The sequence below is a fragment of the Megasphaera cerevisiae DSM 20462 genome (assembly GCF_001045675.1).
GTDB classification, from domain to species: Bacteria; Bacillota; Negativicutes; order Veillonellales; family Megasphaeraceae; genus Megasphaera; species Megasphaera cerevisiae.
Window position 1 is genome coordinate 15,435 of the sequence record NZ_LEKT01000020.1, and the last position, 26,913, is coordinate 42,347.

Below are 26,913 nucleotides of genomic sequence, written 5' to 3' on the forward strand. Positions count from 1 at the left end.
TGATACTTCTATAAGAAAGAAGGTGGGACCATGGGAGAAACCATTTTAAGCGTTAAAGATTTACATATATCCTTTCGTACCTTGGATGGGAAGGTGTCTGCGGTCCGGGGCGTAACCTTTGATTTGAAGCGGGGCGAAACGCTGGCACTGGTTGGTGAATCGGGATCGGGAAAATCAGTTTCGATGAAGGCCATTAATCGTGTTCTGCCGGGCAATACCTTATATGACCAGGGTGAAATTATATACGAAGGGCAGAATCTGCTGAAACTTTCCGAATCGGCAATGGAAAAGATCCGGGGTCGGAAAATCGCTATGATCTTCCAGGACCCAATGACATCGTTGAATCCGACAATGAGTGTGGGCAAGCAGATTGCTGAATCCATTTTGATTCATGAAGATATGTCGAGGGAGGAAGCGCTTGAACAGGCTGTCGAATTGATGCGTCTTGTCGGTATACGGAATCCGCAGGAAAGCTGGAAAAATTATCCGCACCAATTTTCAGGAGGCATGCGGCAGCGTGTTATGATCGCATTATCGCTGGCTTGTAAGCCGGATATTCTCATTGCTGATGAACCGACGACGGCTTTGGATGTTACGATTCAGTCCCAGATATTGGATTTGATTGATGATTTGAAAAAACAACTGAATATGTCGGTTATTTTTATCACTCATGATTTGGGCGTTGTTGCTCATGTGGCCGATAAAGTCGCTGTCATGTATGCCGGGCGCATTGTCGAAATTGGTACGGCAGAGGAGATTTTTTATAATCCACAGCATCCGTATACGTGGGGGCTGATTTGCTCCATGCCGTCTTTGGATACGAAGGATGCCGCATTGTATAGTATTCCGGGATCACCACCTAATCTGCTCCATGTGCCGCAAGGTGATGCTTTTGCACCGCGAAATGCTTATGCGCTGGAAATTGATTATGAACAGCAGCCGCCGTTTTTTCGGGTAGGCAACAGCGCTACACACTATGCGGCGACGTGGCTGCTGGCACCGGAAGCGCCAAAGGTCGTTCCGCCGGCTGAGATTCTCAAACGGCAGGATGTGTTTAAACATACCTATTTGCTTCAGATTTAAGAGACAGATAGGAAAAAAGGGGGGAATCGCTTATGGCAGGAGCAGTAGAGGGTGCTGCAAAAAAAGAAGAAATACTGACCGTACGCAATTTACATAAAATTTTCAATGCACGTAAAAAAAGTGAAGTCAGAGCTGTAGATGATGTCTCCTTCACGATTTATAAGGGTGAAACATTTGGCCTGGTAGGGGAATCGGGCAGCGGAAAATCCACGACGGGGCGGGTCGTCATCAAATTAGATGATATTACCTCAGGTACGGTCATCTATAAAGGGGAAGATATTACGCATATCAAGAAAAAGTCGGAGCTGCTGAGCTTCCGGCAATCCATGCAGATGATTTTTCAGGATCCGTTTGCGTCGCTTAATCCACGGATTCCCGTCAAGAAGATACTGGGAGATGCCCTGCGTATTCACGGCATTTGCAAGACGGAGCAGGAAGTCAGCAAGCGGGTCTTTGAACTTCTGGATACGGTAGGCATTAATCGGGCATATGTCAATCGGTATCCGACAGAGTTTTCCGGCGGACAATGCCAGCGTATCGGCATCGCCCGGGCGCTCTGCGTGAATCCGGATTTCATTATTGCTGATGAATGCTTGTCCGCATTGGATGTCTCCATTCAGGCTCAGATTGTCAATCTGCTTATTCAGCTGCAAAAGGAACAGGGTATGACGTATTTGTTTATTGCCCATGATCTGGCCATGGTCAAGTATATCAGTGATCGCATCGGCGTCATGAAGGATGGGAAAATTCTGGAAATGGCACCGGCTAATGAATTGTACAGTCATCCGCTCCACCCGTATACGATTTCGCTGCTGTCGGCATCACCGTTGACAGATCTTATTGCAGAACGGCAGCGGCAGCGGATTGATTATGATCCGGCATATCATCAATATCCGGAAGGAACAGATCCTAAAATGCATGAAATTGCCCCGGGGCATTTTGTATATTGTCTGGAGGAAGAAGTCAGCAAATACAAGCAGCAGCTTGCTTAACATATGAAATGGGAGTATTTCCATGTAAAAACAGCCGAACACTCTTGTCTTGAGTCCATTGCGTCAGCGGGCAAGGGTGTTTTGCTGTATCGCTAAACCACAGGAGGTTCGAGATATGGATATGTTTCAGGAAAGTATAGATAGGACACTTTCTAAAGTAACGGAATGGAGACGGCATTTGCATACGTATCCGGAATTGTCCTTTCAGGAGTTCAAGACAACCAAGTATATTATTGATCAGATTAAACAGCTTCCCGGTGTGACCTGGGAACGGCTGACAGAGACGGGCGTGGTGGCTCGTTTTTCCTGTGACCGTCCGGGCCCGGTGATTGCCATGCGTGGGGATATTGATGCCTTGCCGGTACAAGAAGAGAGCGGTGTGTCTTTTACCTCTGCCTGTGATGGCGTCATGCATGCCTGCGGTCACGATTCGCATGCAGCCCTGCTTCTCGGGGCTTTGTATGTGCTGTATGAAAGCCGCAGCAATTTGAAAGGATCCTTCGTCTTTTTATTCCAGCCTGCAGAAGAAAAGTTTCCCGGTGGTGCCCCGGGCGTTGATTGAAAAGGGCGCACTTGACGGTGTGGATGCCATTATCGGCCAGCATACAGGATCGGATTTTCCGACGGGACACATTGCGACCAAACCAGGACCTATATCGGCTAATTCAGATGTATTTACCCTTACGATACATGGCCGGGGCGGTCATGCTTCAGCCCCGCAGCAATGTCTGGATCCACTGCCCGTAGGAGCACAGATTGTGACTGCTCTGCAGCAGGTTATATCCCGCCGCGTATCGCCTAATGATCAGGCCGTACTGAGCATTACCACGTTTCACTGCGGCACGGTTGATAATGTCATTGCCGATACGGCGGAACTATCCGGGACGGTACGGACGTACAAGGCGGCAACGCGGAATCTTATTGAACAATCCATTAAAGAAATTTCGGAGCGCTATGCCTTGTGCGCCGGTATGACCGCCGAATGTGTTTATCGACGCGGCTATGACAGCACCTGCAATACACCTGTATTTGCTAATGCGCTGCTGGAGGTAGCTCGGGAGCTGTATGGTCCGGAAGCAGTAGAATTGGCGCAGGCCCGTATGGGTGGTGAGGATTTTGGCTATTACCTTCAGAAGGTGCCGGGGTGTTTCTATTATTTTGGCATTAAAAGCGAAGAGGCCAAAAGTACGTATCCTAATCACAACGCACATTTCCGCATTGACGAAAGATCCTTTGAACCGGCCTTGAGTGTCATGGTGCATAGTGCTGTTCGTTTCCAGCAAATTATCGAACAAGAAAAAAAGTAAGGATTATATAAAAATACTGCAGCCGCGAAGAGATACTTCGCTTGCTGCAGTATTTTTATATAATTCTAATGTTGTTTTAAATCAATTTATCCGAGAATTTTTTTCAGATCTTCTTCGGGAGTACTAATGGGATGAATGTGGAATTGTTCTACCAGATAATTCAGGACATTCGGTGAAACAAAGGCCGGTAATGTCGGTCCCAGATAGATATTCTGGATGCCAAGATACAGGAGAGTCAGAAGAATGCAGACCGCTTTTTGTTCATACCAGGACAATACCAGCGTAAGAGGCAGATCGTTGACACCGCATTTAAATGCTTCGGACAACGCAATGGCAACCTTGATAGCGCTGTAAGCATCATTACACTGGCCCATATCCATAATGCGGGGCAGTCCGCCGATAGTACCTAAATCAAGGTCGTTAAAACGGTATTTACCGCAGGCCAGTGTCAGGATGACTGAGTCGGACGGTGCTTTCTGGACAAATTCCGTATAATAGTTCCGGCCCGGACGCGCGCCGTCGCAGCCGCCGACAAGGAAGAAGCGGCTGATGGCTCCCTTTTTAACTGCGTTAATAACGGTATCAGCAACAGAAAGGACGGCCCCGTGACTGAAACCGGTCATGACAGTTGTGCCGCCATTGATGCCTGTGAGGTGCTGGTCTTCTGTGTAGCCGCCCAGTGCCAGCGCTTTTTCAATGACTGGGGTAAAATCCTTGTCATCGCCGATATGAGATATTTCCGGATATGAGACGACTTCTGTCGTAAAGACGCGGTCAGCATAGCTTGACCGTGGCGGCATAAGACAATTTGTCGTGAAAAGAACAGGCGCCGGAATACTGGCGAATTCTTTTTGTTGATTTTGCCATGCCGTGCCGAAGTTGCCTTTTAGATGGGGATATTTTTTGAGGAGCGGATATCCATGGGCCGGCAGCATTTCTCCGTGCGTGTAAATGTTGATGCCCTTGCCTTCCGTTTGTTTTAAAAGTAGTTCCAGATCCTTTAAATCATGGCCTGTAATGACGATAAAAGGTCCTTTTTCGATTGTCAGCGGCACGGCTGTAGGGGTGGGTACGCCATAGGCCGTCGTATTAGCGGCGTCGAGCATAGCCATGCAGGCCAGGTTGGCTTTACCTGTTTCCATGACGATGGGAAGAAGTTCGTCCATCGTATGTTCACTGCCGAGAGCCGCCAGGCCTTTGACGAAAAATTTGCTTACTTCGTCGTCTGTTTTGTTGAGCATCAGCGCATGGTATGCATACGCTGCCATACCGCGCAGTCCGAAAAGAATCAGTGACTTTAAGGAGCGAATATCTTCATTGGCATTCCAGATTTTCTGTACGTCGTAATCGGGAGTTGTACCGGCAGAAAGTCTTGCCTTTTCCGCATGAACCTTATCGGTCATGGCCTGGATTGTAACAGTATCAAAGTTTACATTGGTAATGGTTGTAAAAAGTCCTTCGAGAATCAACGTGTAGGTTTGAGCGGTTGGCATGCCGGTTTGACAAGCCTGTGCCAGACCGATCAGTGCGCCCGTCAATTCATCCTGCAGACCGGCGGCTCCTGCGGATTTACCGCATACACCGGCACAACCTGTACAGCCGGTGCCGCCGGCTGTTTGTTCACATTGAAAGCAAAACATGTTTTTTTCCATTGCAATTACCTCCTGTAAGATATAAAATACGCAGTTATAAGTAAATTCTCAGATAGAGAACCTTCAGTTGCAATTACAGTATAACAAAATATTTTGCCTGTGTCTGTTGGATTTACAACAAAACAATATGAAATTTAAGAAAGAAGGCAGGAAAAAGGGCGAGCGCGAATTAATATAGTGTATAATAAAAAAGAAACCAGCAGTAAGCCGACTTTTGACGGACAGGACACGTGGAGAAGGGAATTGAAAGATATGTATATTTGTGTGGATGTAGGCGGCACAGCGATAAAATACGGACTTGTTGACGGAACAGGAGGGTTTACTTCCAGAGGCAGCATTCCCTCGGAGGCTAAACGGTATGGCGGGCCCGGGATTGTGCGGAAGGTACGTCATATCATTGCGGCAGCGGCCGTTTCGGAAACATTGGAGGGCATTGCCATTTCGACTGCCGGTATTGTAGATGCTGAGGAAGGACGGGTTCGGTATGCTATGGCGGAATCAATTCCTGCGTACACGGGAACGGCTTGGAGAGAACGGCTTACCAGAGAATTTCATTTGCCCTGCGCTGTGGAAAATGACGTCAATTGTGCTGCTCTCGGAGAAATGTGGCTGGGAGCTGGTCGTGGCTGCACCTCGTTATTTTGTATGACTGTCGGGACCAGTATTGGTGGTTGTGCTGTGTATAACGGCAGAATTATCCGCGGCGCCGCTGATAGCGCCGGAGAAATTGCCTATATGCGTATTCCAGGCGGACGTATGCATGAACTGGTGTCGGCGGCACGGTTGATACGAGATGTCGCACAAGCCCGGGGAATGCGGGAGGAGAACCTTGATGGGCCCACTGTTTTTGAATGGGCTGCCAAGGGCGATGCCGCTGCGCAGCAGGCACTTTGTACGTTAACGGAGCATTTGGCAGATGGCATTAGCAATGTAATTGCCGTATTGAATCCGCAGGCCGTTATTCTCGGCGGCGGTATCATGGCGCAGGAGCGGTTGCTGCGGCCCTTGTTGGAAAAGGCCCTGCGGGAACGGCTGATACCTGACGTGTATCAGCACACGAAAATTGCGTTTGCGGCGCTGCGCAATGATGCCGGCATGCTGGGAGCGCTGTATCATCTGCAGCAGCAGATGATACAGGCCGGCAGGAGCGTAAGGTGATTAGTGAGACTCGGATCCGGTCAGCTGCTGCGACATGGAGACTATAAAACTCAGCATTTTTTTACGGTCGTCTTCTGACAGGTCGGACAGCGCTTGGTTGCGGTGCAGAGTGACGGCTTGTGATAAAGCGGGAAATATGTTTTTGGCATTAGGTGTCAGAAAAATGTATTTTTCCCGTTTATCCTTGCGGACAGTACGGGTAATCAGGTGTTTTTTTTCCATTTTTCCCAATGTTTTAGAAATGGCGGCAGCTTCAATCTGCAAGGCAGCCGCAATATCAGATTGAAGACTCCCGTCGTGCTTTTTTAAAAAATTCAGTACAGTCCATTCGGCACTGTAGAGACCGTAGGTACGGAGCATTTCGTTCAGTGTATTCGTAAACATCCGCATGGTTTTATATATTTGGTGAATCAGCAAATCATCTGTATAGGGCGTATCTTTTGCGATCATGGCAATACCTATTCCTTTCCGCTGCAGACGGACCGGCGTGGGTCTGCCGGTTTGAAAAAGTGCTGGAATAGAAAAACAGCCAGAAATAAAAACATGATGGCCAGCACGTAGTCATACATGTGGATATAGCCGGTCAGGCCGGCAACGCTGCCAAAGATGATAATGCCACCGCTGGTTCCGACGTCCAGCATATTGTAGTAGGTGGCACTGGCGCTGCTGCGCCGTTCCGCAGGGACAGAACTAAAAAGCCAGGTCATCAGTGCCGGCATAATAAGTCCGGCACCGAGGCCGTAAAATACGGACGCAATAAGCAGACTGGTCAGAGAAGCAGACAAAATGATGAGGCCCAGTGCTAACGTGTAGGATACAATGCCCGGCAGCATGACCCAAAAAGGACCCTTTGCATCATATAGACGGCCGCCGAAGGTACGGGAAAGGAAAATGAAAATTGTGCCGGTAACAAAAAACAGACCGGCATTGCCAATATGGGCTTCTTGTGCCATGAGAGCGATGAAGGTATTGACACTCCCGTAAGCGATGCCGAATAGCATAGTGAAAAAGGAAGGGAAGCCAGTTCCGGTCTCAAAAAAACGGCTGCGAAAGGGGATTGACTTATGTAGCTGTGGTGAGATAGAATGCGGTTTGTCAGCTGCTGTGGTGCCGCAAAACCGCGTGCTGATTATGGCCAGTGCGGCGGCTGCCGCAGAAAAAGCAAACAGAAAGCCGGCTGAGAATCCGGTTAGCAGGATAACGCCAAAAGCAGGTGCAATTCCCATGGAGATAGTGTTTCCCAAGCCAAAGTATCCGACGCCTTCGCCGCGTCGTGAGGCGGGAATAATGTCAATGGCTAGTGCTGCGGCAAAGGTTGTGCCTAAACCAAAGCCCAGTCCCTGCACAATGCGGGCTGTCATTAGCATTTGAATCGATGTAAAAAAAGCATAGCTGATTGTCGCGATAAGAGAAAGAAAAATGCCGATATACAGGCATTTCTTTTTTCCAAGAAGGGTGACTAAATCGTTTGTAAAGAAACGGATAAAAATCGCCGAAATTCCGAAGATACCGGCAATCAGGCCTATTTCCGTACCTGAAGCTCCCAGCGACGCAATATACAGGGGAAGCGTCGGAAGCAGACAGTGAAAACTAGCGAACAACAGGCCGTTAGCGGTTATAATAGCAAAAAAATGATTAGTCCATAACTCAGGTTTATTCATCAGATATACTCAATCCTTTCCATGGGTAGTGCTATTAAATAAAGTGCTATTAAATAATACGTAACTAGTTAAGCATTATAAAAAAATAAAACCCAGATAATTAACTAGTTAAGTATTTGGGATACCAAACTAGCATACCTGTATTTTTCGATATTGTCAATATGCAGTATGCCAGATATTCGCATAACGGGCTCTTGCGGAGAATGGTTTTCTACGGTACTATTAAGGAAGAATATAATCAATAGGAGGAAGATACTCATGGCAGAAAATAAAACATATGCAATTTTTAAAACGAATAATGGTGACTTTACGGTTGAGCTGTTCCCGGATAAGGTGCCTGTTACTGTAGAAAACTTTAAAAAACTGGCTGAGTCGGGTTTTTATGACGGAACTATTTTTCACCGTATTATTCCCGAATTTATGATTCAAGGCGGCGATCCTCAGGGAACTGGTTTTGGTGGTTCCGATGAAATGATTCCTGATGAGTTTGACCGGGACCTTACCTTTGATGAACCGGGGATTCTGGCAATGGCCAACGCCGGCCCCAATACGGGCAGTTCTCAATTTTTTATCACCGTAGTACCGACACCGTGGCTGCAGAATCACCACTCCGTTTTTGGCAAGGTTGTCGAAAATTATGATACCGTTGCGGCTATCAGCAAGGTAAAAACAAATCGGTCCGATAAGCCTCTTTCGGATGTCGTGCTGGAAGCAGTTAAAATTACGTCGGCACTTTAATCGTGGAATATTATACCTATATAGTGAGATGTGCGGATAATACACTGTATACGGGATGGACGCAGGACGTTTCCAAGCGGGTAGCTGCGCATAACAGCGGCAGCGGCGCCAAATATACGAGGACGCGCCGGCCGGTGACACTGGCCTGGAGTCAGGCTTTTTCCACCAAGCATGATGCGATGCATTGGGAATGGCAGATTAAAAAATGGACGCGGGCCAAAAAGGAAACCCTGTGCAGACGACAAGCGCGGGTGCCGTCAGGCGGAATTGCGCTGCATGAGGAGATGGTTTGACGTGAAACGATGGAAAACATGGCTGACGGCAGCCTTTCTCAGTGTGTCTCTGGGTACGGCGCCGGTCGGGATGGTTTGTGCGGCATCTGCTGTGGAAACGTTATTATATGGCACGGCGGCCATTGCACTGGTCAAAAAACAATTGACAAATATGGACAATACGAAGCAGAAACAGATGCTGGCTGATACAAAAGCTAAAACCGGGGTAGTGGAAAATGAAGCTTATAATGAACGGCTGGAGATGATTCAGCGGAATATTGTCAACACCGGTATGATTAAGCGAAATTATGATGTATATGCCAATCCTTCAAAGGAGTTAAACGCTTTTGAGACGATCGGCGGCGTTATTTCTGTCAATCAGGGCATGTTGGATGCCCTCTCTGATGATGAACTGGCTTTTACGTTGTGCCATGAAATGCAGCATGGTGAAAACCGTCATGCTGTTAATGGTATCTTAAAGGGAATCGGTATTGCCACTTTGGTCGATATTGCCATGGGGGGTAATGCGGAGCTGATGGATGTGCTTCTTGGCGGGGTGGCTGTCAATTATATTGATAATGAAGTGGTTACCATGGACCAGGAAAAAGAGGCAGATGCTGAAGGATTTGCCGTATTAAAAAATACGTCGTATAATATCGGCGGAGCACCGGCTTCCATGCAGTTTGTGTATGAAACGTATGGTGAGCTTTATCAGGAAGGCTTTAAGAGAATTGTGAGTCCGAATAATCATCCGCAAATGTCTTCACGTATTCAAAAATTGTCTGAACGCATGACCTTATGGTCGGGAAATCATGTGCAAGTAGGTGGGGATATGGTATATGTCAATGGCCTGGCTGTTGTGGCGCCGGCAGCGTCAGGCTCGTATTCCACGTGTCGCAGGGCTTTCCTTGTCGCAGGAAATCTGGCCCGTGTGACACATGCTGTGTACGGAGAGGCGCAAAAGAAGGATATGGTGCTGAAGGAACCGGCAGAAGCTATGCCGGAAAAGAAGCCTCTTGCCGGTCATGACGGGACTATACCGGATCTTTCACGACCGGCTGACGCAGATCTCTGGCAGGTTCGAAGTGACGGCACTGATATTTCTGTCAATGGTCTGCGGATCATGACCTGCGCTGCCGGAGATGACGGTGAGGCCATTATAAAAAATCTGCAAACGGCTTTGTATTCAAAACCGGTAATGGTCTCGGAAAAACAAATCAAAAAGCTGAATACAGAATGGATTCAGAAGCATGGATATAAGGAAAAGAAAAAAGATCAATCTGAAACAAAAAAGACTGTCTGACCGTTAAGGCAGTTAAACGCCGTCAGAGCAAAGAGAAACCACTGCGTTTCCGTTCTGGCGGCTTTTTAGAAAGAAGTACAATATTTGCAGAAATTAATTTGACTTTGAGTCAGGTTTAAGTTGTAAAATATATGCAAATGCAGTACAATACTACGAGAATGAAATGGATTATCAGTTGAGGAGGCGAATGACCGTGCGCAATGGAAGTGTATTATTCGTGACCGTACTGCTCGGTCTGACCCTGGGAACGGGACTGTTGGCGACAGCCAGACAGAATGCAATACAGCAGCGCATTGTAGATCTGCCCATGGAACAGGCCAGCCAGATTTATATCGGTGCTGATGATGACGATACGGTTGCGGCTAAGCCTGTCATTACCCAGCAGTATCCGGCAGACCATCCGGCGGCAGTTCATCCGGTTCTGCGCTGGAGCCGTATTGATGGGGCAGTCATGTACGACGTACAGATTTTGACCAGGCATGAAGAAGAGCATGAAGACGGGACGGCACAAAATGTGTATTATGAACCGCTTATGCCGCTGCAGCGTACGTATACTACGGGGTGCCAACTGGCACTGCCGGAGAATTTTACGGGCAATACATTTTATTGGCGTGTTCGGGCGCTGGCACTGGACGGCCGGCCAGTCAGCGAATTTTCTAATTTGGCGCAGGTCTATATAGACCGGACGCTGCCGGCTACAGAAAAACCGACGACCTTATCCCGCTATAATAAAGGGAATGGAACTGTGTTGCTGTATCCGGTATATGATTGGATCGCTATACCTGGGGCTGATCATTATGAAGTAGAGGTGCTAGACGATAAGCCGGAAAATCCCAATGATATTGCACCATCGGCGCATCGTATTGATTCCTACGCCCCACGGTATGCACAGCAGTATGACCAAAAATCACGCATGGCAGATCGTCCTTTTTACTGGCGCGTGCGGGCTGTCGATAGTACGGGTGGGCCAATTGGAGTATATTCAGATGCGCAGCCTTACCTAACAGATCCGGCAGCAAACTACGGCGTGGCTATTTTTGGTGACAGCATTAGTCATGGTGGCGGTAGTATATCCTATTCACCGACAGACTGGGAATTTAGTTATGGTTCGTATTTGTATTTCCCCACTGTAAATTTATCTCAAAGCGGAGATACCAGTGCCATGTCCAGCGAACGATTTGAACGGGATGTTGTTCCTTTTCATCCGAAATATGTGCTTATCCTCATGGGGTCGAACAGCCTGCGGGAAGGTGTGCCTGCGGCGAATGTTATTGCCGATATGAAAAGTGTAAAGGCAAAATGTCAGGAAAATGGTATACATCCGGTTTTTCTGACCGTACCGCCGGTTAATCCTGATAACATTAAAAAAGCGTTTGATCAGGATACCGTGTGGAACTGGCAATCGCAGTTCGATCAGGTGAACAGTTATATACGATCACAGGTGCATATTGACATTACATCGGACATGGCAGATGAAAATGGGGAGCTTCGTACGGACTTGGCGTTGGATGGGTTACATATGGATCCGCCCGGTAAAAAGATGATGGCCGATGCGATCAATGCAGCATGGCCGGAAATCACGGCGCTTCCTGACAGCGCCTGGGAAGAATAAAAAAAATGACATCAATGAACTTCATTGATGTCATTTTTTATTCTTCCAACAGCCTTGCCGCAGTAAACTGATCGGTTATCAGCACATTTGCATAGCCGCCTGTAAGCGCTGCTCGGATGCTGTCTATTTTGCCTTCGCCGCCGGATAAAAGAATGCTGTATTCTTTATGGCAGAGACAATCGAGGTCAATGCCGACAGTACGGTCATTCAGATCATCACTGGATATTTTGCCGTCTTTATCAAAAAAACGAGAACAAATATCACCGACAGCATGCGCTTTGAGAAATTCCTTTTCCCGGGTATCTGCATAACCAAGCCGGAAAAATAAAGCATTATCGCGGACTGTGCCTACGCTGAACAGCAAAATATTGGCATTGCGGCCAAGCTCTAAGACACGTTTAACATGGCGGTCCTTGTAGACCATGTCTTTTACTTCTTTGGAATCAAATAATACGGGCAGCGGCAGATACTGTGCAATCGTTTCGTAGTTTTTGGCAAAACGCTCTAAAATTTCGTTGGCATAGGTTTCACCTGTCGATAATGTGATGCCGCCTTCGAGCTGCACGATTTGCGCGCCCCGAAGAGGATGCGGCGTCAAAGCATGAGAAAGGGCATGCATTGTTGTACCCCAGCCGACACCGATAATATCACCGTCCTGGACGATATCTTCTAAATAATGTGCCCCGGTCTGGCCGATGTATTTTTTGATTTCATGCTCATCGGCAATAGGGGCATTCGCGATGCGGACTTCCTTGAGTCGGTACCGGGCGGCTACCTTTTGCGCCAAATGGCTTTGATCTTCAATGGGGTCAAAAATTTCGATGCGGACAAAACCCATGTCTTTTGCATATTGGAGCAGACGGGATACGGATGGCCGGGAAATTCCTAATTCTTTGGCAATATCATGTTGGCTGTATCCAGACTGATAGTATAATTTTGCTGCATTGATAGCCGTTTTGTTTTTATCACTCAGCATGGCACCAAATCCTAACGTTTAAATTTTCAATAACGAAGTATATGCACGCCATGTACATATACTTTATTATCTCATTGAAGAAGCTGGAAAAGCAAGAGGAGAAAGTAAAAATCCTTTTAAGATGGAAGTTTCTTTCTTTGATAAAGTAAAAAGATATGCGGACTCGGTATATTGAGCAAAAAGAATAAGACGCTGCAACATTATATCATATATGAAATTATGTTAATTGTATATTGCAAATATGTTCACTTGCCAGTATAATCAATTCAAGGCATATCTGTTATTACAGATACGAAAAGAGAAAAGAGAATATGGTGAAAGGAGAACTTTATTATGCAAAAAAAGTACATTATGGCGCTCGATGCGGGGACTACAAGTAATCGCGCAATTATTTTTGATCAGGACTCCCACATTATAGGGGTAAGTCAGAAGGAATTTACGCAGTATTTTCCTAAACCGGGCTGGGTGGAACATGATGCCAATGAAATTTTGAAAACTATGATGGATGTCATGCAGGGAGCATTGGAGCAGGCCGGCCTTATTGCAGCTGATATTGCGGCTATTGGTATTACTAATCAGCGCGAAACAACCGTCGTTTGGGATAAAAAGACAGGTTGCCCCGTATATAACGCCATTGTTTGGCAATCCCGCCAGACCGCGGATATTTGTGAAGATTTGAAACGGCAGGGGCTGGTCAATGAATTCAAAGATAAAACCGGTCTGGTGATTGATGCCTATTTTTCTGGTACAAAAGTAAAATGGATTCTGGACACTGTGCCCGGTGCCAGAGAAAAAGCAGAAAAAGGGGATCTTCTGTTCGGTACGATCGACTGCTGGCTTATTTGGAAGCTTACTGAAGGGCAGGTCCATGTAACGGATTATTCCAACGCATCCCGGACCTTGATGTTTAATATTAAGGAATTAAAATGGGATGATCAACTGTTGGAATATTTGACGGTGCCTAAGAATATGCTTCCGGAAGTTCGTCCGTCCAGCGAAGTGTATGGAACGATGTCGCCGTCGATATTAGGCGCGTCTATCAAAATCGCCGGTGCTGCCGGTGACCAGCAGGCAGCCTTGTTTGGGCAAACGTGCTTTGAACCGGGCATGGCTAAAAATACATACGGAACGGGTTGCTTTATGCTCATGAATACGGGTACAGAACCTATCGCATCGAAAAATGGCTTGGTCACGACGATTGCCTGGGGACTCGACGGAAAAGTTGAGTATGCTCTGGAAGGGTCTATCTTTGTCGCTGGCTCTGCAATTCAATGGCTGCGTGATGGTATTCGCATTATTGATACGGCGCCGGACTCGGAATGGGTGGCCAAACGAGTTCCTGATTCGGATGGCGTCTATGTTGTGCCCGCGTTTGTTGGTCTCGGGGCTCCTTATTGGGATATGAATGCCCGCGGCATGATTATCGGCATTACCAGAGGAACGAAAAAATCTCATATTGTCCGCGCTACTCTTGATTCTATGGCCTATCAGACCAAAGATGTTCTCGGCGCAATGGAAGCTGATTCGGGTATCAAGCTGGCAGCACTCAAGGTAGACGGCGGTGCCGTAGCCAACAATATGCTCATGCAATTTCAGGCAGATATCCTTGATGTACCGGTAGATCGTCCGCAGGTTATTGAAACGACAGCTCTCGGCGCAGCTTATCTGGCCGGCCTTGCTGTCGGTGTTTGGCACTCCAAGGATGAATTGAAGGACAGCTGGAAGCTGCAGAACCGGTTTGAACCGCAAATGGATCCCAAACAAGCTGCCAGTTACTATAAAGGATGGCGCAAAGCCGTTAAGCATGCCATGAACTGGCTGTCTGACGACGAATAAGCCTCTGCGTGCGGTCCGAATAAAGGAAGGGATCAATATGGATAATTTACTGGGTGAATTTTTTGGCACGATGGTACTGATGGTTTTTGGGTGCGGTGTCTGCGCCTGCAATACGCTGGCGAAATCAAAAGGGCAGAACGGCGGCTGGATTTGTATTACCACTGCATGGGGATTTGCTGTTATGCTAGGCGTATTTACGGCTACGACGCTGGGAGCTCCGCAGGGAGACCTTAATCCAGCCGTTACGCTGGGTAAAACCCTGATTGGAATTTATACGATTCCACAGTTTTTGGCTACGGCCGCTGTTCAGATTCTGGGTGGTATATGCGGGGCGGCTGTCGTATGGCTGGCCTATTTGCCGCATTGGGCAGAGACAGAGGATCAGGCCGCGAAACTGGGTATATTTTGCACGGCACCGGCGATCCGCAACTACCCGCTCAATTTTCTCTGCGAAGTCATTGCGACATTTTTCCTGATGTTTGCTATTTGGATGATTTTTTCCAAGCAGGTCGGCGTGATTCCCGTTGGCATGGGTCCGTATATTGTCGGGGTTCTAATTTGGGCTCTTGGTCTCAGTCTGGGCGGCCCTACGGGATACGCTATGAATCCTGCCCGTGATCTCGGACCGCGTATTGCTCACGCGATCCTGCCGATTGCTGGCAAGGGCGGCTCAGATTGGAGTTATGCGTGGATTCCTGTTGCCGCACCGTTGGTCGGTGCTTGTGCAGCGTATGTAGTATCTGTTGTGATACATGCTTTTTAATCAAAGAATAATATAAAGAGAAAGCGGCAGTTTTTCTGCGGGATTTCTCTATAAGGAAAGGGCGCGGTATGTTGCCCGGTTTACGCTGCACCCCTGCGGCGCCCGGTTTCATATTGGCGGCCTTTCTTTATGTATCAATGTAGAAATTATGATTAAAAAAATATGAACGAAATTTCTATATTGATAAAAAGATATATTACATAGCTTAATTATGCTGAAAATGTATAATATTCCAAAGAGAAATTTTGTTAATTTAATATTGCAAATATGTTCAATAGCAGATATAATAAGCGTAATAAATGGTTTATGACTAGTATTTCGAGAAGAAAGAGGTTGTGAAAATGACAAAACAAGCAGATGTCGTCGTTATTGGCGGCGGGATTACGGGCACGGCCATTCTGCACGAATTGGCAAAATATAACCTTCGCGCGATCTTAGTGGAGCGGGAACCAGAACTGGCTGCTGGTACGACGAAGGCGAACAGTGCGATTCTTCATGCCGGATTTGATGCACCGGAGGGAAGCATGAAAGCCCGCATGAACGTAGAAGGCAATAAGATGTACCATGATTTAAAGGATGAGTTAAATTTGGAAATTCGTTGGTCCGGATCTCTCGTTGCTGCTGTAGATGACGAACAGATGGCTGTTTTGAAGGATTTGCTCAAACGCGGGAAAGATAATGATGTGCCGGGATTGGAGATCTGGGATGGCAATACCGTCCGGGAATCGGAGCCCAATGTCAGCAAGGATGTCAAGGGTGCGCTATGGGCTCCGACGGCTGGTATATGTTGGCCTTTTGGCTTGGCGCTGGCATTTGCTGAAAACGCGGTTATCAACGGGGCAGAAATTCTGCGGGAATGTACGGTCACGGGCATTACTGTGAAAAATCACTCCGTTACGGCAGTTGAAACCAATCAAGGTACTATTGAAACAAAATACGTCATCAATGCTGCCGGTATTCATGCCGATGAAATCAGCCGGCTGGCCGGTGATGATTCCTTCTATATTCATCCGCGCAAAGGCGAATATATTTTATTTGATAAGACGGCGCAGAAGGATCTGGTATACTGCCCCGTTTTCCCTACGCCTACCAAGATGGGCAAAGGGATTCTTGTTTGTGCGACGACGCACGGCAATGTGTTCGTAGGCCCTAATGCGCAGGATATGAGTGATGATGAAAAAGAGAATACGGCTGTGACCATCCCGGGGATGGACGAAACGTTGGAAAAAGCTCGCCGTCTGGTGCCCAATATTCCTGTAGGTGCTACTATTACGGAATTTGCTGGCGTACGTGCCGTTTCCAGTACTGGGGATTTTGTTTTAGGTCCTTCCGCAATAACGAGAGGGCTTATACAGGCTGCCGGTATCCAGTCGCCTGGACTGACTTCGGCTCCGGCCATTGCCAAATACCTGGTTGACGGGATTGCGTCGGAAATGAGTGCAGCCCGCAAAGCCGATTATAAAAAGGGACGCCCGGCACAGCCCTGCTTCCGTATGCTGACGAATGCGGATCAGAAGGCGCTGATTGCCAGAGATGCCCGGTATGGCCGCGTTATCTGTCGCTGTGAAACAATTACGGAAGGGGAAATCCTCGATGCGATCCACCGGCCTGTCGGGGCTCGCACGGTCGATGGTGTCAAGCGCCGTACTCGCGCCGGTATGGGACGCTGTCAAGGAGGTTTCTGCGGACCTCGTGTTACACAGATTCTGGCTCGTGAATTGAATATACCTATTACGGAAGTTCGGAAAGAAATGAGCAAGTCATATATGTTTTATGATAAAGAAACACAGAGCGGAGGTAAGGCATAATGGGTGAACAACTGTATGATGTTATTATTATCGGCGGCGGCCCGGCAGGCTTATCCGCAGCATACAGCGCATGGCAGAACGGCGCTAAAAAAATTCTTGTCCTCGAACGGGACCGTGAGGCCGGCGGGATTCTCCAGCAGTGTATTCACAATGGGTTTGGGCTGCATCATTTTAAAGAAGAGCTGACAGGCCCGGGATATGCACAGCGCTGTTATGATTTGGTAAAAGACAAAGAAGAAATCGAAATTCTTGTTGATACGATGGTTCTCAATATTAATGACGATAAACTTGTTACGGCAGTCAGCCCGAAGCACGGACTGATCAAAGTGCAGGGCAAAACGATCATTCTTACGATGGGATGCCGCGAACGTACCCGCGGCGCTATCCGTATACCGGGTTACCGGCCTGCCGGCGTATTTACAGCCGGAGCGGCACAACGTATGGTCAACATGGAAGGGTATCTGCCAGGTAAAAAGATCGTGATCCTCGGCAGCGGCGATATTGGCCTGATCATGGCCCGGCGTATGTCGCTGGAAGGCTGCAAGGTACAGGCAGTGCTGGAAATCTGCCCCTTTTCTAACGGACTGACTCGTAATATGGTGCAGTGTCTGTACGACTATGATATTCCCTTGCACTTATCGCACACCATTACCGCTATCCATGGCAAGGATCGTGTCACTGGCATTACGGCAGCTAAAGTAGACGAGCATATGAAGCCTATTCCGGGAACGGAATTCGATATCGATTGCGATACGCTGCTGTTGTCCGTCGGCCTGATTCCGGAAAATGAATTGTCACGGGGCCTGGGTCTGGATATGCATCCCCTTACGAGTGGGCCGATTGTCGATCAGCATCGTGAAACAAGTATTACCGGTATTTTTGCGGCCGGCAATGTTGTGCATGTTCATGACCTTGTTGATTTTGTATCAGAAGAAGCTGAAATCGCAGGGAAGTATGCCGCTCTTAAAGCGATGGGAAAGATGGAAGACAATGTAGCTGATGTAGCGGTTGAAGCTGCCGGCGAAGTTCGCACCTGTGTGCCCCAGCATGTTCGTGCTGGGGAAAACGGTGAAACGATCCGCTTGTTTATGCGCGTCCGCAAGCCTATGAAACATGTACGCCTGACAGTCAAAAGCGGCGCAGATACGCTGCTTAGCAAAGTTCTCCCGGTTGCTAAACCGAGTGAAATGATTGCTGTCAACGTACCGGCAGATAAAGCCAAAGGCCATCATGCGGATTGGACTGTTTCCGTTACAGAGGAGGAAGCATAAAATGAGTGTAGAAACGAAACAATTAAATTGCATCAGCTGCCCCATGGGGTGTTTATTGACAGTGGAAGTAACGGATGGCAAGGTTACGCGAGTTACGGGGAACACATGTCCACGCGGTGAAGTGTATGCCCGCCAGGAATTAACCGATCCGCAGCGTATGCTGACCTCGACAATCCGTATTGAAGGCGGTTCGCTGCCTCTTCTGCCCGTCGTATCAAAAACGACGCTGCCGAAAGGTCGTATTCTTGATTGTGCCGTAGCTTTGCGCGGTGTAACTGTAATGGCGCCGGTCAAAGCCGGCGACGTGGTTGCCGCGAACCTTCTGGGATTGGGCGTGGACATTCTGGCCAGCCGGGATATGGATAAGATATTATAGGCAAGTAGTGGTAAGTGAGTCAATATCAGTTGTACCAGTTGAAATCAACCGGCTAATGCTATCAGGGGCTGTCATGAAAATCCATGACAGCCCCTTAGCATTTTTTATGTATATATCAGCGATGACGCTGTTGTTTACTGTTGTTTGATAAAGCCCGGTGTCGTCAAATAACGGTCGCCGTTATCCGGTAAAAAGGAGACGATCGTTTTGCCGGCATTTTCCGGTCGTTTAGCAACCTGGACAGCGGCATATAAAGCGGCTCCCCCGGAAATCCCGATGAGAAGTCCTTCGTTTTTCGTGAATTCCTGTGCTGTTTCATATGCCTGATCTGTTGTGACGGTAACTATTTCATCATAAATTTTGGTGTCCAATGTTTCGGGAATAAAGTTTGCGCCAATACCTTGCAGTTTATGCGGTCCCGCATGGCCTTCTGAGAGCAGCGGTGAATCAGCCGGTTCAATCGCTATAATTTTGACGGCAGGTTTTTGTTCTTTTAAATACTGACCGACTCCGGTCAGGGTGCCGCCAGTGCCGACGCCAGCCAAAAATATATCAATTGCGCCGTCTGTTTCGTTGTAAACTTCCGGGCCGGTGGTCAAGCGGTGTGCTTCTGGATTGACAGGGTTTGTAAATTGTCCCGGAATAAAAGAGTCAGGGATTTCCTTGGCCAAATCGCTGGCTTTATCTACAGCACCCTGCATCCCCTTTTTTCCTTCTGTCAGGACGATTTCGGCACCGTACGCAGCAATAAGGTTACGACGTTCGATAGACATTGTTTCCGGCATTGTGAAGATTGCACGATATCCTTTAGCCGCAGCTACGGCAGCAAGGCCAATTCCCGTATTGCCGCTCGTTGGTTCAATAATGACGGAACCTTTTTTTAAAATACCCTTTTTTTCGGCATCTTCAATCATGGCTTTGGCAATACGGTCTTTGGAAGAGCCGGCTGGATTGAAGGCATCCAGCTTGACCAGCAGTGTAGTGCCTGTCACGCCGGCGGCGTTATTGAAGCGAATCGGGTTTAATAATGGAGTATTGCCTACTAAATCTAACATACTTGTATAAATTTTACTCATGAGAATCTCTCCTTTTTACAATAAAATAATATAATAATTTAAAAATAAACAGGTCTGCTACATCGAAAAAGGACCTGGTAGGAAAAGATATCCTGATACATGTAAAGCCATCTCCCTGCTGAAATATAAAAAAAGTATACTAAAAAAGTGCTGTTTTAATGTACGTCTATAGGCCTGCGTGATTCCCTGTCAGCTGAGTGAGCCTTATGAATGGCGCGGACAGCCTACGCTGTGAATACGCACGTCATGCATAGTATCCAGTTCTTCCACACGGTTTTGCAGTATGGCTACCTGCCGCTGCAGGGCGATAATTTGGTCTTCAATAGGGTCGGGCAGACGATTATGATTCAAATCAATGTCCTGCTCTGTATGACTGGCCTTAAGACTGCGTCCTTTTTGAGCTACCACTCGTCCGGGAATGCCGACGACCGTTGAATACGGCGGTACTTCCTTCAAAACGACGGAACCGGCTCCGATTTTGGCACCTTTGCCGACCGTAAAGGATCCCAATACCTTGGCACCGCAGGCAACGACAACATAATCGCCTATAGTAGGGTGGCGCTTTCCTTTTTCTTTTCCCGTACCGCCTAAGGTGACACCCTGATATAGAGATACGTCGTTACCGATAATGGTTGTTTCTCCTATAACAATGCCCATGCCATGATCAATAAATAATCCAGTACCAATCTGTGCGCCGGGATGAATTTCAATGCCTGTAAGAAATCGAGCGGCTGTTGATATGATACGAGCGGTGACAAACCAGCCATGACGATAGCAGATATGAGCTATGCGATAGGCCCAGATGGCATGGAGGCCAGAGTAGCATAAGAGGATTTCCAGTGTGTTTTTTGCTGCAGGATCGCGGTCTCTGATCACGCGAATGTCGTTGTGAAGTGAGTTAAACATAGCTGCCAGTCCTCCCTGGATAATGAAACAGTATATACTGAAATACAAAAAGACCACCCGCTCATACAGAGACGGTGGTCCGTGGTTCCACTCTGATTACAATATCATAAAACTGACTGATATTATCACTCAAAACCGATAACGGTGGTTTTCCGAAATAATCTACTCTCTTTTCGATTATCCTGCTCCCAAAGGCATTCCATCGTACCCCAGCGGCGGTGTAAGCTTTCAGCCGGTGACTTACACTCTCTGTATGGCTTTCGTACGTGTACTTGTTTTGTTCATCACATTTTTATTACGCATATGATACCTCTTTTGGGAGGATTTTGTCAATAGGAAAAATAAAAAAGTATGTGTCAATAGTTTCTCGGTAAATTTTTTGACCTTGATAATAGCGAGCTTTGCGGGCTTCGTTATGTTAGAAAAATACAGGTGTAGAAAAGCTTTTGGATAACTTTCCTATGGCACTGCTGACATGCCCCTGATTGCGTATGCTTCCTCAATGAATTCCCACATGGGGCTGTATCGGTATCTTCTTCATTATCCGTCTCATTGTTCCTTTACATGTGCGGCTTATCGGTGCTGTAAAGCCTTTTTCCCAGATGGTGAAGGCGTTGTCCAGCTCTTTGTTTCGTATGGCCGTAATCACCTTGACCATGGCGGTTCCTCCTGCCTTGCTCCAATGACGCCCCTGTTTCTTCATTCTATAGCTATAAAGGCGGTGATTGTTCTCGCACGCTCCGATTCCTGCGGGCTGTACCTGCGGGGTTCTCATCGTTATGGGTTTCAGCGATTCCCAATTCCTTACTATATATTTCCGAAGCTTCTCTATGTGAGCGGCTTCCTCCGTCGTTGCTGCCTGTGATTCGGCCGTATCCAGTAACACCCGCATTGTGTCTGCCTTGTACTCCCGCAAGGCCTTGCGTATTTCCTCCTGTAAAGCCGGTTCCACAAAATACAGCCGTTCTTTCAGCTTCCGGTTTACAGGATACCGGTCTAGCACATGCTCATGTTGGCGACAGCCGATGACCATGCTTTCGAATATATCTTTCCCATAGCCGCTGCCTCCATCGCTGTTGCTGACCACTGTCAGTTTGCCCAGGTCGTATTCCCGTTGCAGATAGGCCGTCACTTGCTGGATCAGCGCCTTGTGGTTCAACCCTGCAAAATAATGGGCATGAACCAATACACTTTGCCATCCATGCTGTTGCTGACCTTCACTCACTTGTACCCGGTGGATTTCCTGTCGTTTTTCTCCCTGACCTTTGATGATCAGCCTGTCCCCTTCGATACAGAGCATCGCAGGCCGGTGCTGTTCCACTGTCGGGAGCACGGCTCTGCCGATTTCTTGCTGCTCCCATTTTTCATAGTTTCCCACCTGTTTGATGCTGTTCCCCACGGTCTGATGACTGATGGTAGTCAATGTCAGACGGTTCATGACATCGGCCGTGGTACGATATACGCTTGTCGCGGCTTCTTCCGTAACCCGTTTCATATATAATGCCGTATACCGTTGGTATTTCCGCAATCCCAGCTGGTTATCCAAGGGATAGAATCCTTTGGCTCGCGGACCCTGTTTCTGTATCCGCCGCCGCTCAAAGGTGATCGTGCCTAACAGTCCTTGAATCGTACGGAAATCCCGTCGTTTCATCTGATATCCTTGTTTCGTGTATTCTGCCGTCAATTCTGTATCGATGGTTTCTAGTGCGATACCCAACGCCTGTGTGAAAATACGGATAAACAACTGAAGCAATCTCATTTCTCGTATTTACACTAAGAATAAAAATAGGTGCAGCAAACAAAAAAATATAGAACAGTGTCTCGAAACATTTCAGAAAAACAAATCGTTAGTAGTTGTGCTGATATATAATATATTATAAAAATTAATGTTGGTTAATAAATATACATAAAAGAACCGATCGGGGCTTACAGCTGGCGCAGCTGAAAATAATGTATTAACATGGTAAATATGCATTGTAAATATTGATATTGATATGCATTTTAAATATACATAAAAAAACAAAACAACAATGATTTAATATCATTTATAAAATAAATAGAATAAAAAATGTAGTTAATGATTGACTTCTCTGAGTTTATGTATATATAATTTGCATAATAGATAAACTTCTTGGTTTTTTGAATATCTTTACATATGATTTATTTGCATAGATATGATAAATCTATTTCATAAAAAGCAATGAATGTTAACGACTTCCTCCTTGTGTTTAGTGTATAAATTGATATACTTATAATAAGTCCTTTTAAGTATATTTATTATTTCGTTTAAATTTTATTCTAAATGTAAAGGGGTGTGAAAAATGGAAAAAGCAGAGTTGTATGAAATGTTTCAGAAAGGATTAGCCAGCGTTGCCGGTGAATGCTGTCTGGCGTCAAAAGCTGATTTGGCAGCAGTACTCGTCGAAATTTTCCGAAAGAAAGATACGCAGGAGGTGGCTATTGTAGAATCTCCTTTGTTGAAGGACACTGGGGTTGTCAGCGCGCTGAAAGCGGCAGGTATCAAAACCGATACGGATTATATTCGTAAAAACGCTCCGGATGATAAGGGCGGTGTGACGGAGGCCGATTACGGTATTGCTAATTTGGGGTCGCTGGTACAGATGAAGGATAACGTCGATGACCGTATTGTGGAAACGGTAGCGGATGTATATGTTGGTATAGTCAAATTATCCAAAATCGTTGATACTTTTGATACCATGATTGACATTATGGCAGAAACCAAACCCTTTCCGAAATTTGCCGGTATTATTACCGGTCCGAGTCGTACTGCCGATATCGAATGCGTAGGTACGGTAGGAGTGCATGGTCCGCGCCAATATTCGGTTGTTGTAGTAAAAGATGCGTAAGGGAGGGAATGTTAAATGTCTAATGAATTATTGAAGCAGGAAATTGAGCGTGCCATGGATAACGCGCCGCTGCAGCGGGCGTTGAAGAACTTTACGACAGCATATCCGGGAAACCGCGCTAATGTATATAAAGGCTATGATTTTGAGGCATTGCGTGAAAAGGTACATGAAGTCAAATCCTATGCGCGGGACCATATTGATGAGCTATTGGATGAATTTGAAAAGAACGCGACCGCTAATGGTGCGCACGTATTTCGGGCACATACTCCGCAGGAAGCATTTGATTATGCTTTAAAGCTGGCAAAAGAAAATAATGTCAAGCTGGTAGTCAAATCAAAATCTATGGCTTCGGAAGAAATGCATTTCAATCAAGGCTTTGAAGCGGCGGGTATTCACGCGCAGGAAACAGATCTGGGTGAGTTTATCAACGCCATTGCCGGGGATTCGCCGTCACATATGGTTATGCCGGCCATCCACTACTCGAAGGAAGACGTTGCCGGGCTGTTTTCATCGTATACAAAAGCTCCCGAGGCACCTATTATTACGGAAGAAGTCAAAACCTCGCGCCGTGTTATGCGTCCCAAGTTTTTTCAGGCTGAAATGGGGGTTTCCGGTGCTAATGCCGCTGTTGCTGAAACGGGTACGGTCATTACGATGACTAACGAAGGGAACGGACGTATGGTCGGGACAATGCCGAACATGCACTTGTATATTTTCGGCATTGAAAAATTTGTTGCTAAAATGAGTGATATCCGGTATATTTTCAAGGTCTTGCCCCGTAACGGCACTGCCCAGAACATCACGACGTATCTGTCTTTCTATACGGGTGCTACGAATGTGGTAACGGATCCTGAAAATGATACGAAAGAACCTAAACAATTTAATATCATTATTTTGGATACACCGGAACGCCGTCAAATTATGCAGGATCCGGATTATCAGGATATTTTCTGCTGTATTCGCTGTGCAGCTTGTCTGAATGTCTGTCCGGCTTTTCGCCTTGTAGGCGGGCATGTATATGGCGGCAGTATTTATACCGGCGGTATCGGTACGCTGCTTACCTCCTTCCTCAACAGCCGGGAACGCGGCAAGGATATTCAGAATATCTGTCTGCAGTGCGGCACCTGCAATACGGTTTGCGGCGGCAAACTCGATGTGGCCGGCATGATCCTCAAGCTGCGTACTAAATACGCGCAGGAAGACGGCTTGAATCCGATCCATAAATTCTGTTTGGATACGGTCAGTGACCGGCATTTGTTTCACTCTATGCTGCGTATCGCATCGGTTGCGCAGGGGACGCTTGCGCAGGGGACGCTTACGCAGGGCCAGCCAATGCTGCGGCACATGCCCATGTTCCTGTCAGGCCTCACGGCCGGACGTAGTCTGCCAACGGTAGCGCCGCAGCCGTTCCGGGATGTCCTGCCGGCCATCAAGCAAGATGTGCCTAATCCGAAAGGGAAAATTGCCATTTTTGCCGGTTGTCTGCTGGACTTTGTATATGTTGATATCGCAACAGCTGTTGTCAAAGCGCTTAATATGGCCGGGTATATTGTGGAAATGCCGTTGGATCAATCGTGCTGCGGAGCTCCGGCGACGTATATGGGAGATGTAGAAAATGCTAAAAAGGCAGCTGAAATGAATATCAACGCGATGGATGCCGAGCACTATGATTTCATCGTTTCAGCCTGTCCTACTTGTACCCATGCTCTCCGGGATTACAAGGACATGTTCAAAGACGATCCGGACATGTACAAAAAAGCGACAGAGCTGGGGGCTAAATCGTATGACTTTTCCAAGCTTCTTTCTATGCTGGGAGGACTGCCGGATAATGCTGATGGCGTACCCATGAAGGTCACGTATCATGATTCCTGTCATCTGAAACGGTATATGGGTGTATTTGAAGAACAGCGCGAGTTGCTTGAACAGACCAGCGGCGTGGAAATTACGGAAATGAACAATTGTGATAAATGCTGCGGCTTCGGTGGTTCATACTCCGTTAAATTTCCGGAAATGTCTGCGCCTATATTGGAGGAAAAAATCGATAATATCGTAGCTACCGGTGCTGATGTCGTAGCGGTCGACTGTCCGGGATGCCTGCTTCAGATCAAGGGTGGTTTGGATGCCCGCGGCCTGAACAATATTCAAGTTAAGCATACGGCACAAATTCTAGTGGAAAAACGGGAAAAATAAGCAGCCGTTTAGGCGAGCGGAAAGGTGTATTTGAGCATTGATGATAAAACAGAGACTTATAGAGAACAGCGCTCGGAGATGCATGCCGAAATATTTTACCAGAGTCAGTGACGAGCAGATACAGAAGATCAGGGAATATATGGATTTGTTCATGGGACATCCGTTTTCTGGAACAGCGATCGGCGCGGTATTGGATGATGCCGCCTCCTCGCAAGGGAAAATGATACGGCCGCGTCTGCTGGTGATGGCATCGGAATTTGGCTCTGCCTGCAGAGAGGCTGGAGACCGGCTGTACAAGCTTGCTGCTATCGTGGAAATGACTCATCTCGCCTCGCTTATTCATGACGACATCATTGATGATGCACCGCTTCGCCGCGGCAAGCCGTCTGTACAAAGCAAGTATGGGAAAAATGCAGCCGTTTACGCCGGTGATTTCCTTATGAGCCGTATCAGCTATCATTTAATGCGGGAGGGACTAAATCATTCCGGTATGGTGCTGTCAAAGACTGTGGAGGCAATGTGTGTCGGAGAGATCGGTCAAGCGGCGTGCCGGTATAAAGAGAATGTTACCATGGAGGAATATCTGCGTAATATTCACGGGAAAACAGTAGCCTTGTTTATGGCTTGCTGCCGTATTGGTGCGAGGGAAAGCGGCTGCAGTGAAAAGGTTGCGCAGCTGTTGGAAGCCTTGGGAGAATGCTTGGGGTATATGTTTCAAATGAGAGATGATCTGCTGGATTTTACGACGGACCACACACAAATTGGAAAAAATGCGCATCAGGACTTTCAGGAGGGGATATATACTCTGCCGGTGCTGCTGGCGTTGGAACAGCCTGGCGGACGTGAAGCGCTAACGCCTTTTATGCAGCGTAACGCAGGCAGGATACTGTCAGCGGAAGACATTTGCCGTATGGAACAGCTGGTAACGGAACTGGGCGGGATGGAAAAGTCCTGGAATCTGATTCATGGTTATCAGCAGCATGCGGAAGAATTGATCCGGCTGCTGCCTTCCTGTGAAGTGGCTCAGCTGCTGCTGAAGCTGGTTCGGAAACTGGGGGCTGTATAG

General features: G+C 47.3%; 24 protein-coding genes and 1 other annotated feature. Of the genes, 17 read left to right on the forward strand and 7 right to left on the reverse strand.

Translation table 11 applies throughout. From position 1 onward, the window contains the following. Positions 1–30 precede the first annotated feature (30 nt). The 4 genes from AB840_RS07445 (at position 31) to AB840_RS18080 (ending at position 3,382) form a co-directional block, all read left to right on the forward strand. Positions 31–1,083 carry an ABC transporter ATP-binding protein gene (locus tag AB840_RS07445; RefSeq protein WP_048514206.1) on the forward strand — a complete coding sequence of 351 codons (1,053 nt, stop codon included), beginning with the start codon at positions 31–33 and terminating at the stop codon, positions 1,081–1,083. Between the two features lie 32 nt (positions 1,084–1,115). Further along, the gene (locus AB840_RS07450; protein ID WP_048514207.1) at positions 1,116–2,075 is read left to right on the forward strand and encodes an ABC transporter ATP-binding protein; all 960 of its coding nucleotides are present in this window, start codon (positions 1,116–1,118) and stop codon (positions 2,073–2,075) included. A gap of 115 nt (positions 2,076–2,190) precedes the next feature. Then, positions 2,191–2,637 carry a M20 metallopeptidase family protein gene (locus tag AB840_RS18075; RefSeq protein ID WP_078791736.1) on the forward strand — a complete coding sequence of 149 codons (447 nt, stop codon included), beginning with the start codon at positions 2,191–2,193 and terminating at the stop codon, positions 2,635–2,637. Then, entirely contained in the window at positions 2,630–3,382 is a 753-nt protein-coding gene (locus AB840_RS18080) for a M20 metallopeptidase family protein (protein WP_159445808.1), read from the forward strand. Before AB840_RS18075 ends, AB840_RS18080 begins: the two co-directional genes overlap by 8 nt. A gap of 86 nt (positions 3,383–3,468) precedes the next feature. Here AB840_RS18080 and hcp read toward each other — a convergent pair whose 3' ends face one another. Then, a complete protein-coding gene (gene hcp / locus AB840_RS07460; protein ID WP_048514208.1) occupies positions 3,469–5,034 on the reverse strand; it encodes a hydroxylamine reductase in 1,566 nt (521 codons plus the stop codon). Between the two features lie 252 nt (positions 5,035–5,286). On the opposite strand from hcp, the gene AB840_RS07465 reads away from it, so the two are divergent. Beyond that, complete coding sequence (locus tag AB840_RS07465; RefSeq protein ID WP_048514236.1) at positions 5,287–6,192, forward strand: ROK family protein; 906 nt, start codon at positions 5,287–5,289, stop codon at positions 6,190–6,192. Here AB840_RS07465 and AB840_RS07470 read toward each other — a convergent pair whose 3' ends face one another. After that, a complete protein-coding gene (locus AB840_RS07470) occupies positions 6,193–6,642 on the reverse strand; it encodes a MarR family winged helix-turn-helix transcriptional regulator (protein ID WP_048514209.1) in 450 nt (149 codons plus the stop codon). Between the two features lie 8 nt (positions 6,643–6,650). Continuing rightward, entirely contained in the window at positions 6,651–7,853 is a 1,203-nt protein-coding gene (locus AB840_RS07475; protein WP_048514210.1) for an MFS transporter, read from the reverse strand. 258 nt (positions 7,854–8,111) lie between these two features. On the opposite strand from AB840_RS07475, the gene AB840_RS07480 reads away from it, so the two are divergent. The 4 genes from AB840_RS07480 (at position 8,112) to AB840_RS07495 (ending at position 11,778) form a co-directional block, all read left to right on the forward strand. Further along, entirely contained in the window at positions 8,112–8,591 is a 480-nt protein-coding gene (locus AB840_RS07480) for a peptidylprolyl isomerase (protein WP_048514211.1), read from the forward strand. Between the two features lie 2 nt (positions 8,592–8,593). Next, entirely contained in the window at positions 8,594–8,884 is a 291-nt protein-coding gene (locus tag AB840_RS07485) for a GIY-YIG nuclease family protein (protein WP_048514212.1), read from the forward strand. Position 8,885: 1 nt separating this feature from the next. Next, entirely contained in the window at positions 8,886–10,166 is a 1,281-nt protein-coding gene (locus tag AB840_RS07490) for a M48 family metallopeptidase (RefSeq protein ID WP_048514213.1), read from the forward strand. Between the two features lie 193 nt (positions 10,167–10,359). Then, positions 10,360–11,778 (forward strand): GDSL-type esterase/lipase family protein, encoded by a 1,419-nt coding sequence (locus tag AB840_RS07495; protein ID WP_234984893.1) that lies wholly within the window; start codon positions 10,360–10,362, stop codon positions 11,776–11,778. Between the two features lie 37 nt (positions 11,779–11,815). On the opposite strand, the gene AB840_RS07500 is transcribed toward AB840_RS07495, so the two are convergent. Further along, complete coding sequence (locus AB840_RS07500; RefSeq protein ID WP_048514215.1) at positions 11,816–12,754, reverse strand: sugar-binding transcriptional regulator; 939 nt, start codon at positions 12,752–12,754, stop codon at positions 11,816–11,818. 333 nt (positions 12,755–13,087) lie between these two features. Here AB840_RS07500 and glpK point away from each other — a divergent pair, with 333 nt between their 5' ends. The 5 genes from glpK to AB840_RS07525 all read left to right on the forward strand — a co-directional run bounded on the left by glpK (position 13,088) and on the right by AB840_RS07525 (position 18,808). After that, positions 13,088–14,590, forward strand: coding sequence for a glycerol kinase GlpK (gene glpK / locus AB840_RS07505; protein WP_048514216.1), 1,503 nt, complete (start codon positions 13,088–13,090; stop codon positions 14,588–14,590). Between the two features lie 37 nt (positions 14,591–14,627). Further along, complete coding sequence (locus AB840_RS07510) at positions 14,628–15,353, forward strand: MIP/aquaporin family protein (RefSeq protein ID WP_048514217.1); 726 nt, start codon at positions 14,628–14,630, stop codon at positions 15,351–15,353. A gap of 341 nt (positions 15,354–15,694) precedes the next feature. Further along, positions 15,695–17,161, forward strand: coding sequence for an NAD(P)/FAD-dependent oxidoreductase (locus AB840_RS07515; protein WP_048514218.1), 1,467 nt, complete (start codon positions 15,695–15,697; stop codon positions 17,159–17,161). Further along, complete coding sequence (locus tag AB840_RS07520; RefSeq protein WP_048514219.1) at positions 17,161–18,432, forward strand: NAD(P)/FAD-dependent oxidoreductase; 1,272 nt, start codon at positions 17,161–17,163, stop codon at positions 18,430–18,432. Before AB840_RS07515 ends, AB840_RS07520 begins: the two co-directional genes overlap by 1 nt. Before the next feature lies 1 nt (position 18,433). Then, positions 18,434–18,808 carry a DUF1667 domain-containing protein gene (locus AB840_RS07525; RefSeq protein ID WP_048514220.1) on the forward strand — a complete coding sequence of 125 codons (375 nt, stop codon included), beginning with the start codon at positions 18,434–18,436 and terminating at the stop codon, positions 18,806–18,808. A gap of 134 nt (positions 18,809–18,942) precedes the next feature. On the opposite strand, the gene cysK is transcribed toward AB840_RS07525, so the two are convergent. From cysK to AB840_RS07540, 3 genes are all read right to left on the reverse strand, one after another. Beyond that, positions 18,943–19,884, reverse strand: coding sequence for a cysteine synthase A (cysK, locus tag AB840_RS07530; protein WP_048514221.1), 942 nt, complete (start codon positions 19,882–19,884; stop codon positions 18,943–18,945). Between the two features lie 204 nt (positions 19,885–20,088). Continuing rightward, entirely contained in the window at positions 20,089–20,790 is a 702-nt protein-coding gene (cysE, locus tag AB840_RS07535) for a serine O-acetyltransferase (protein WP_048514222.1), read from the reverse strand. Between the two features lie 64 nt (positions 20,791–20,854). Further along, positions 20,855–21,084 (reverse strand) — a binding site (T-box leader). Between the two features lie 205 nt (positions 21,085–21,289). Then, positions 21,290–22,543 (reverse strand): ISLre2 family transposase, encoded by a 1,254-nt coding sequence (locus tag AB840_RS07540; protein WP_160300563.1) that lies wholly within the window; start codon positions 22,541–22,543, stop codon positions 21,290–21,292. A 568-nt stretch (positions 22,544–23,111) separates the two neighbouring features. Here AB840_RS07540 and AB840_RS07545 point away from each other — a divergent pair. The 3 genes from AB840_RS07545 to AB840_RS07555 all read left to right on the forward strand — a co-directional run bounded on the left by AB840_RS07545 (position 23,112) and on the right by AB840_RS07555 (position 26,913). Then, complete coding sequence (locus AB840_RS07545; protein WP_048514224.1) at positions 23,112–23,657, forward strand: LutC/YkgG family protein; 546 nt, start codon at positions 23,112–23,114, stop codon at positions 23,655–23,657. Positions 23,658–23,672: 15 nt separating this feature from the next. Further along, positions 23,673–25,847, forward strand: a complete 2,175-nt coding sequence (gene ldhH, locus AB840_RS07550) for an L-lactate dehydrogenase (quinone) large subunit LdhH (protein ID WP_048514225.1) — start codon at positions 23,673–23,675, stop codon at positions 25,845–25,847. A gap of 82 nt (positions 25,848–25,929) precedes the next feature. Next, on the forward strand, positions 25,930–26,913 hold the full coding sequence (locus AB840_RS07555) for a polyprenyl synthetase family protein (RefSeq protein ID WP_072061794.1): 984 nt from the start codon (positions 25,930–25,932) through the stop codon (positions 26,911–26,913).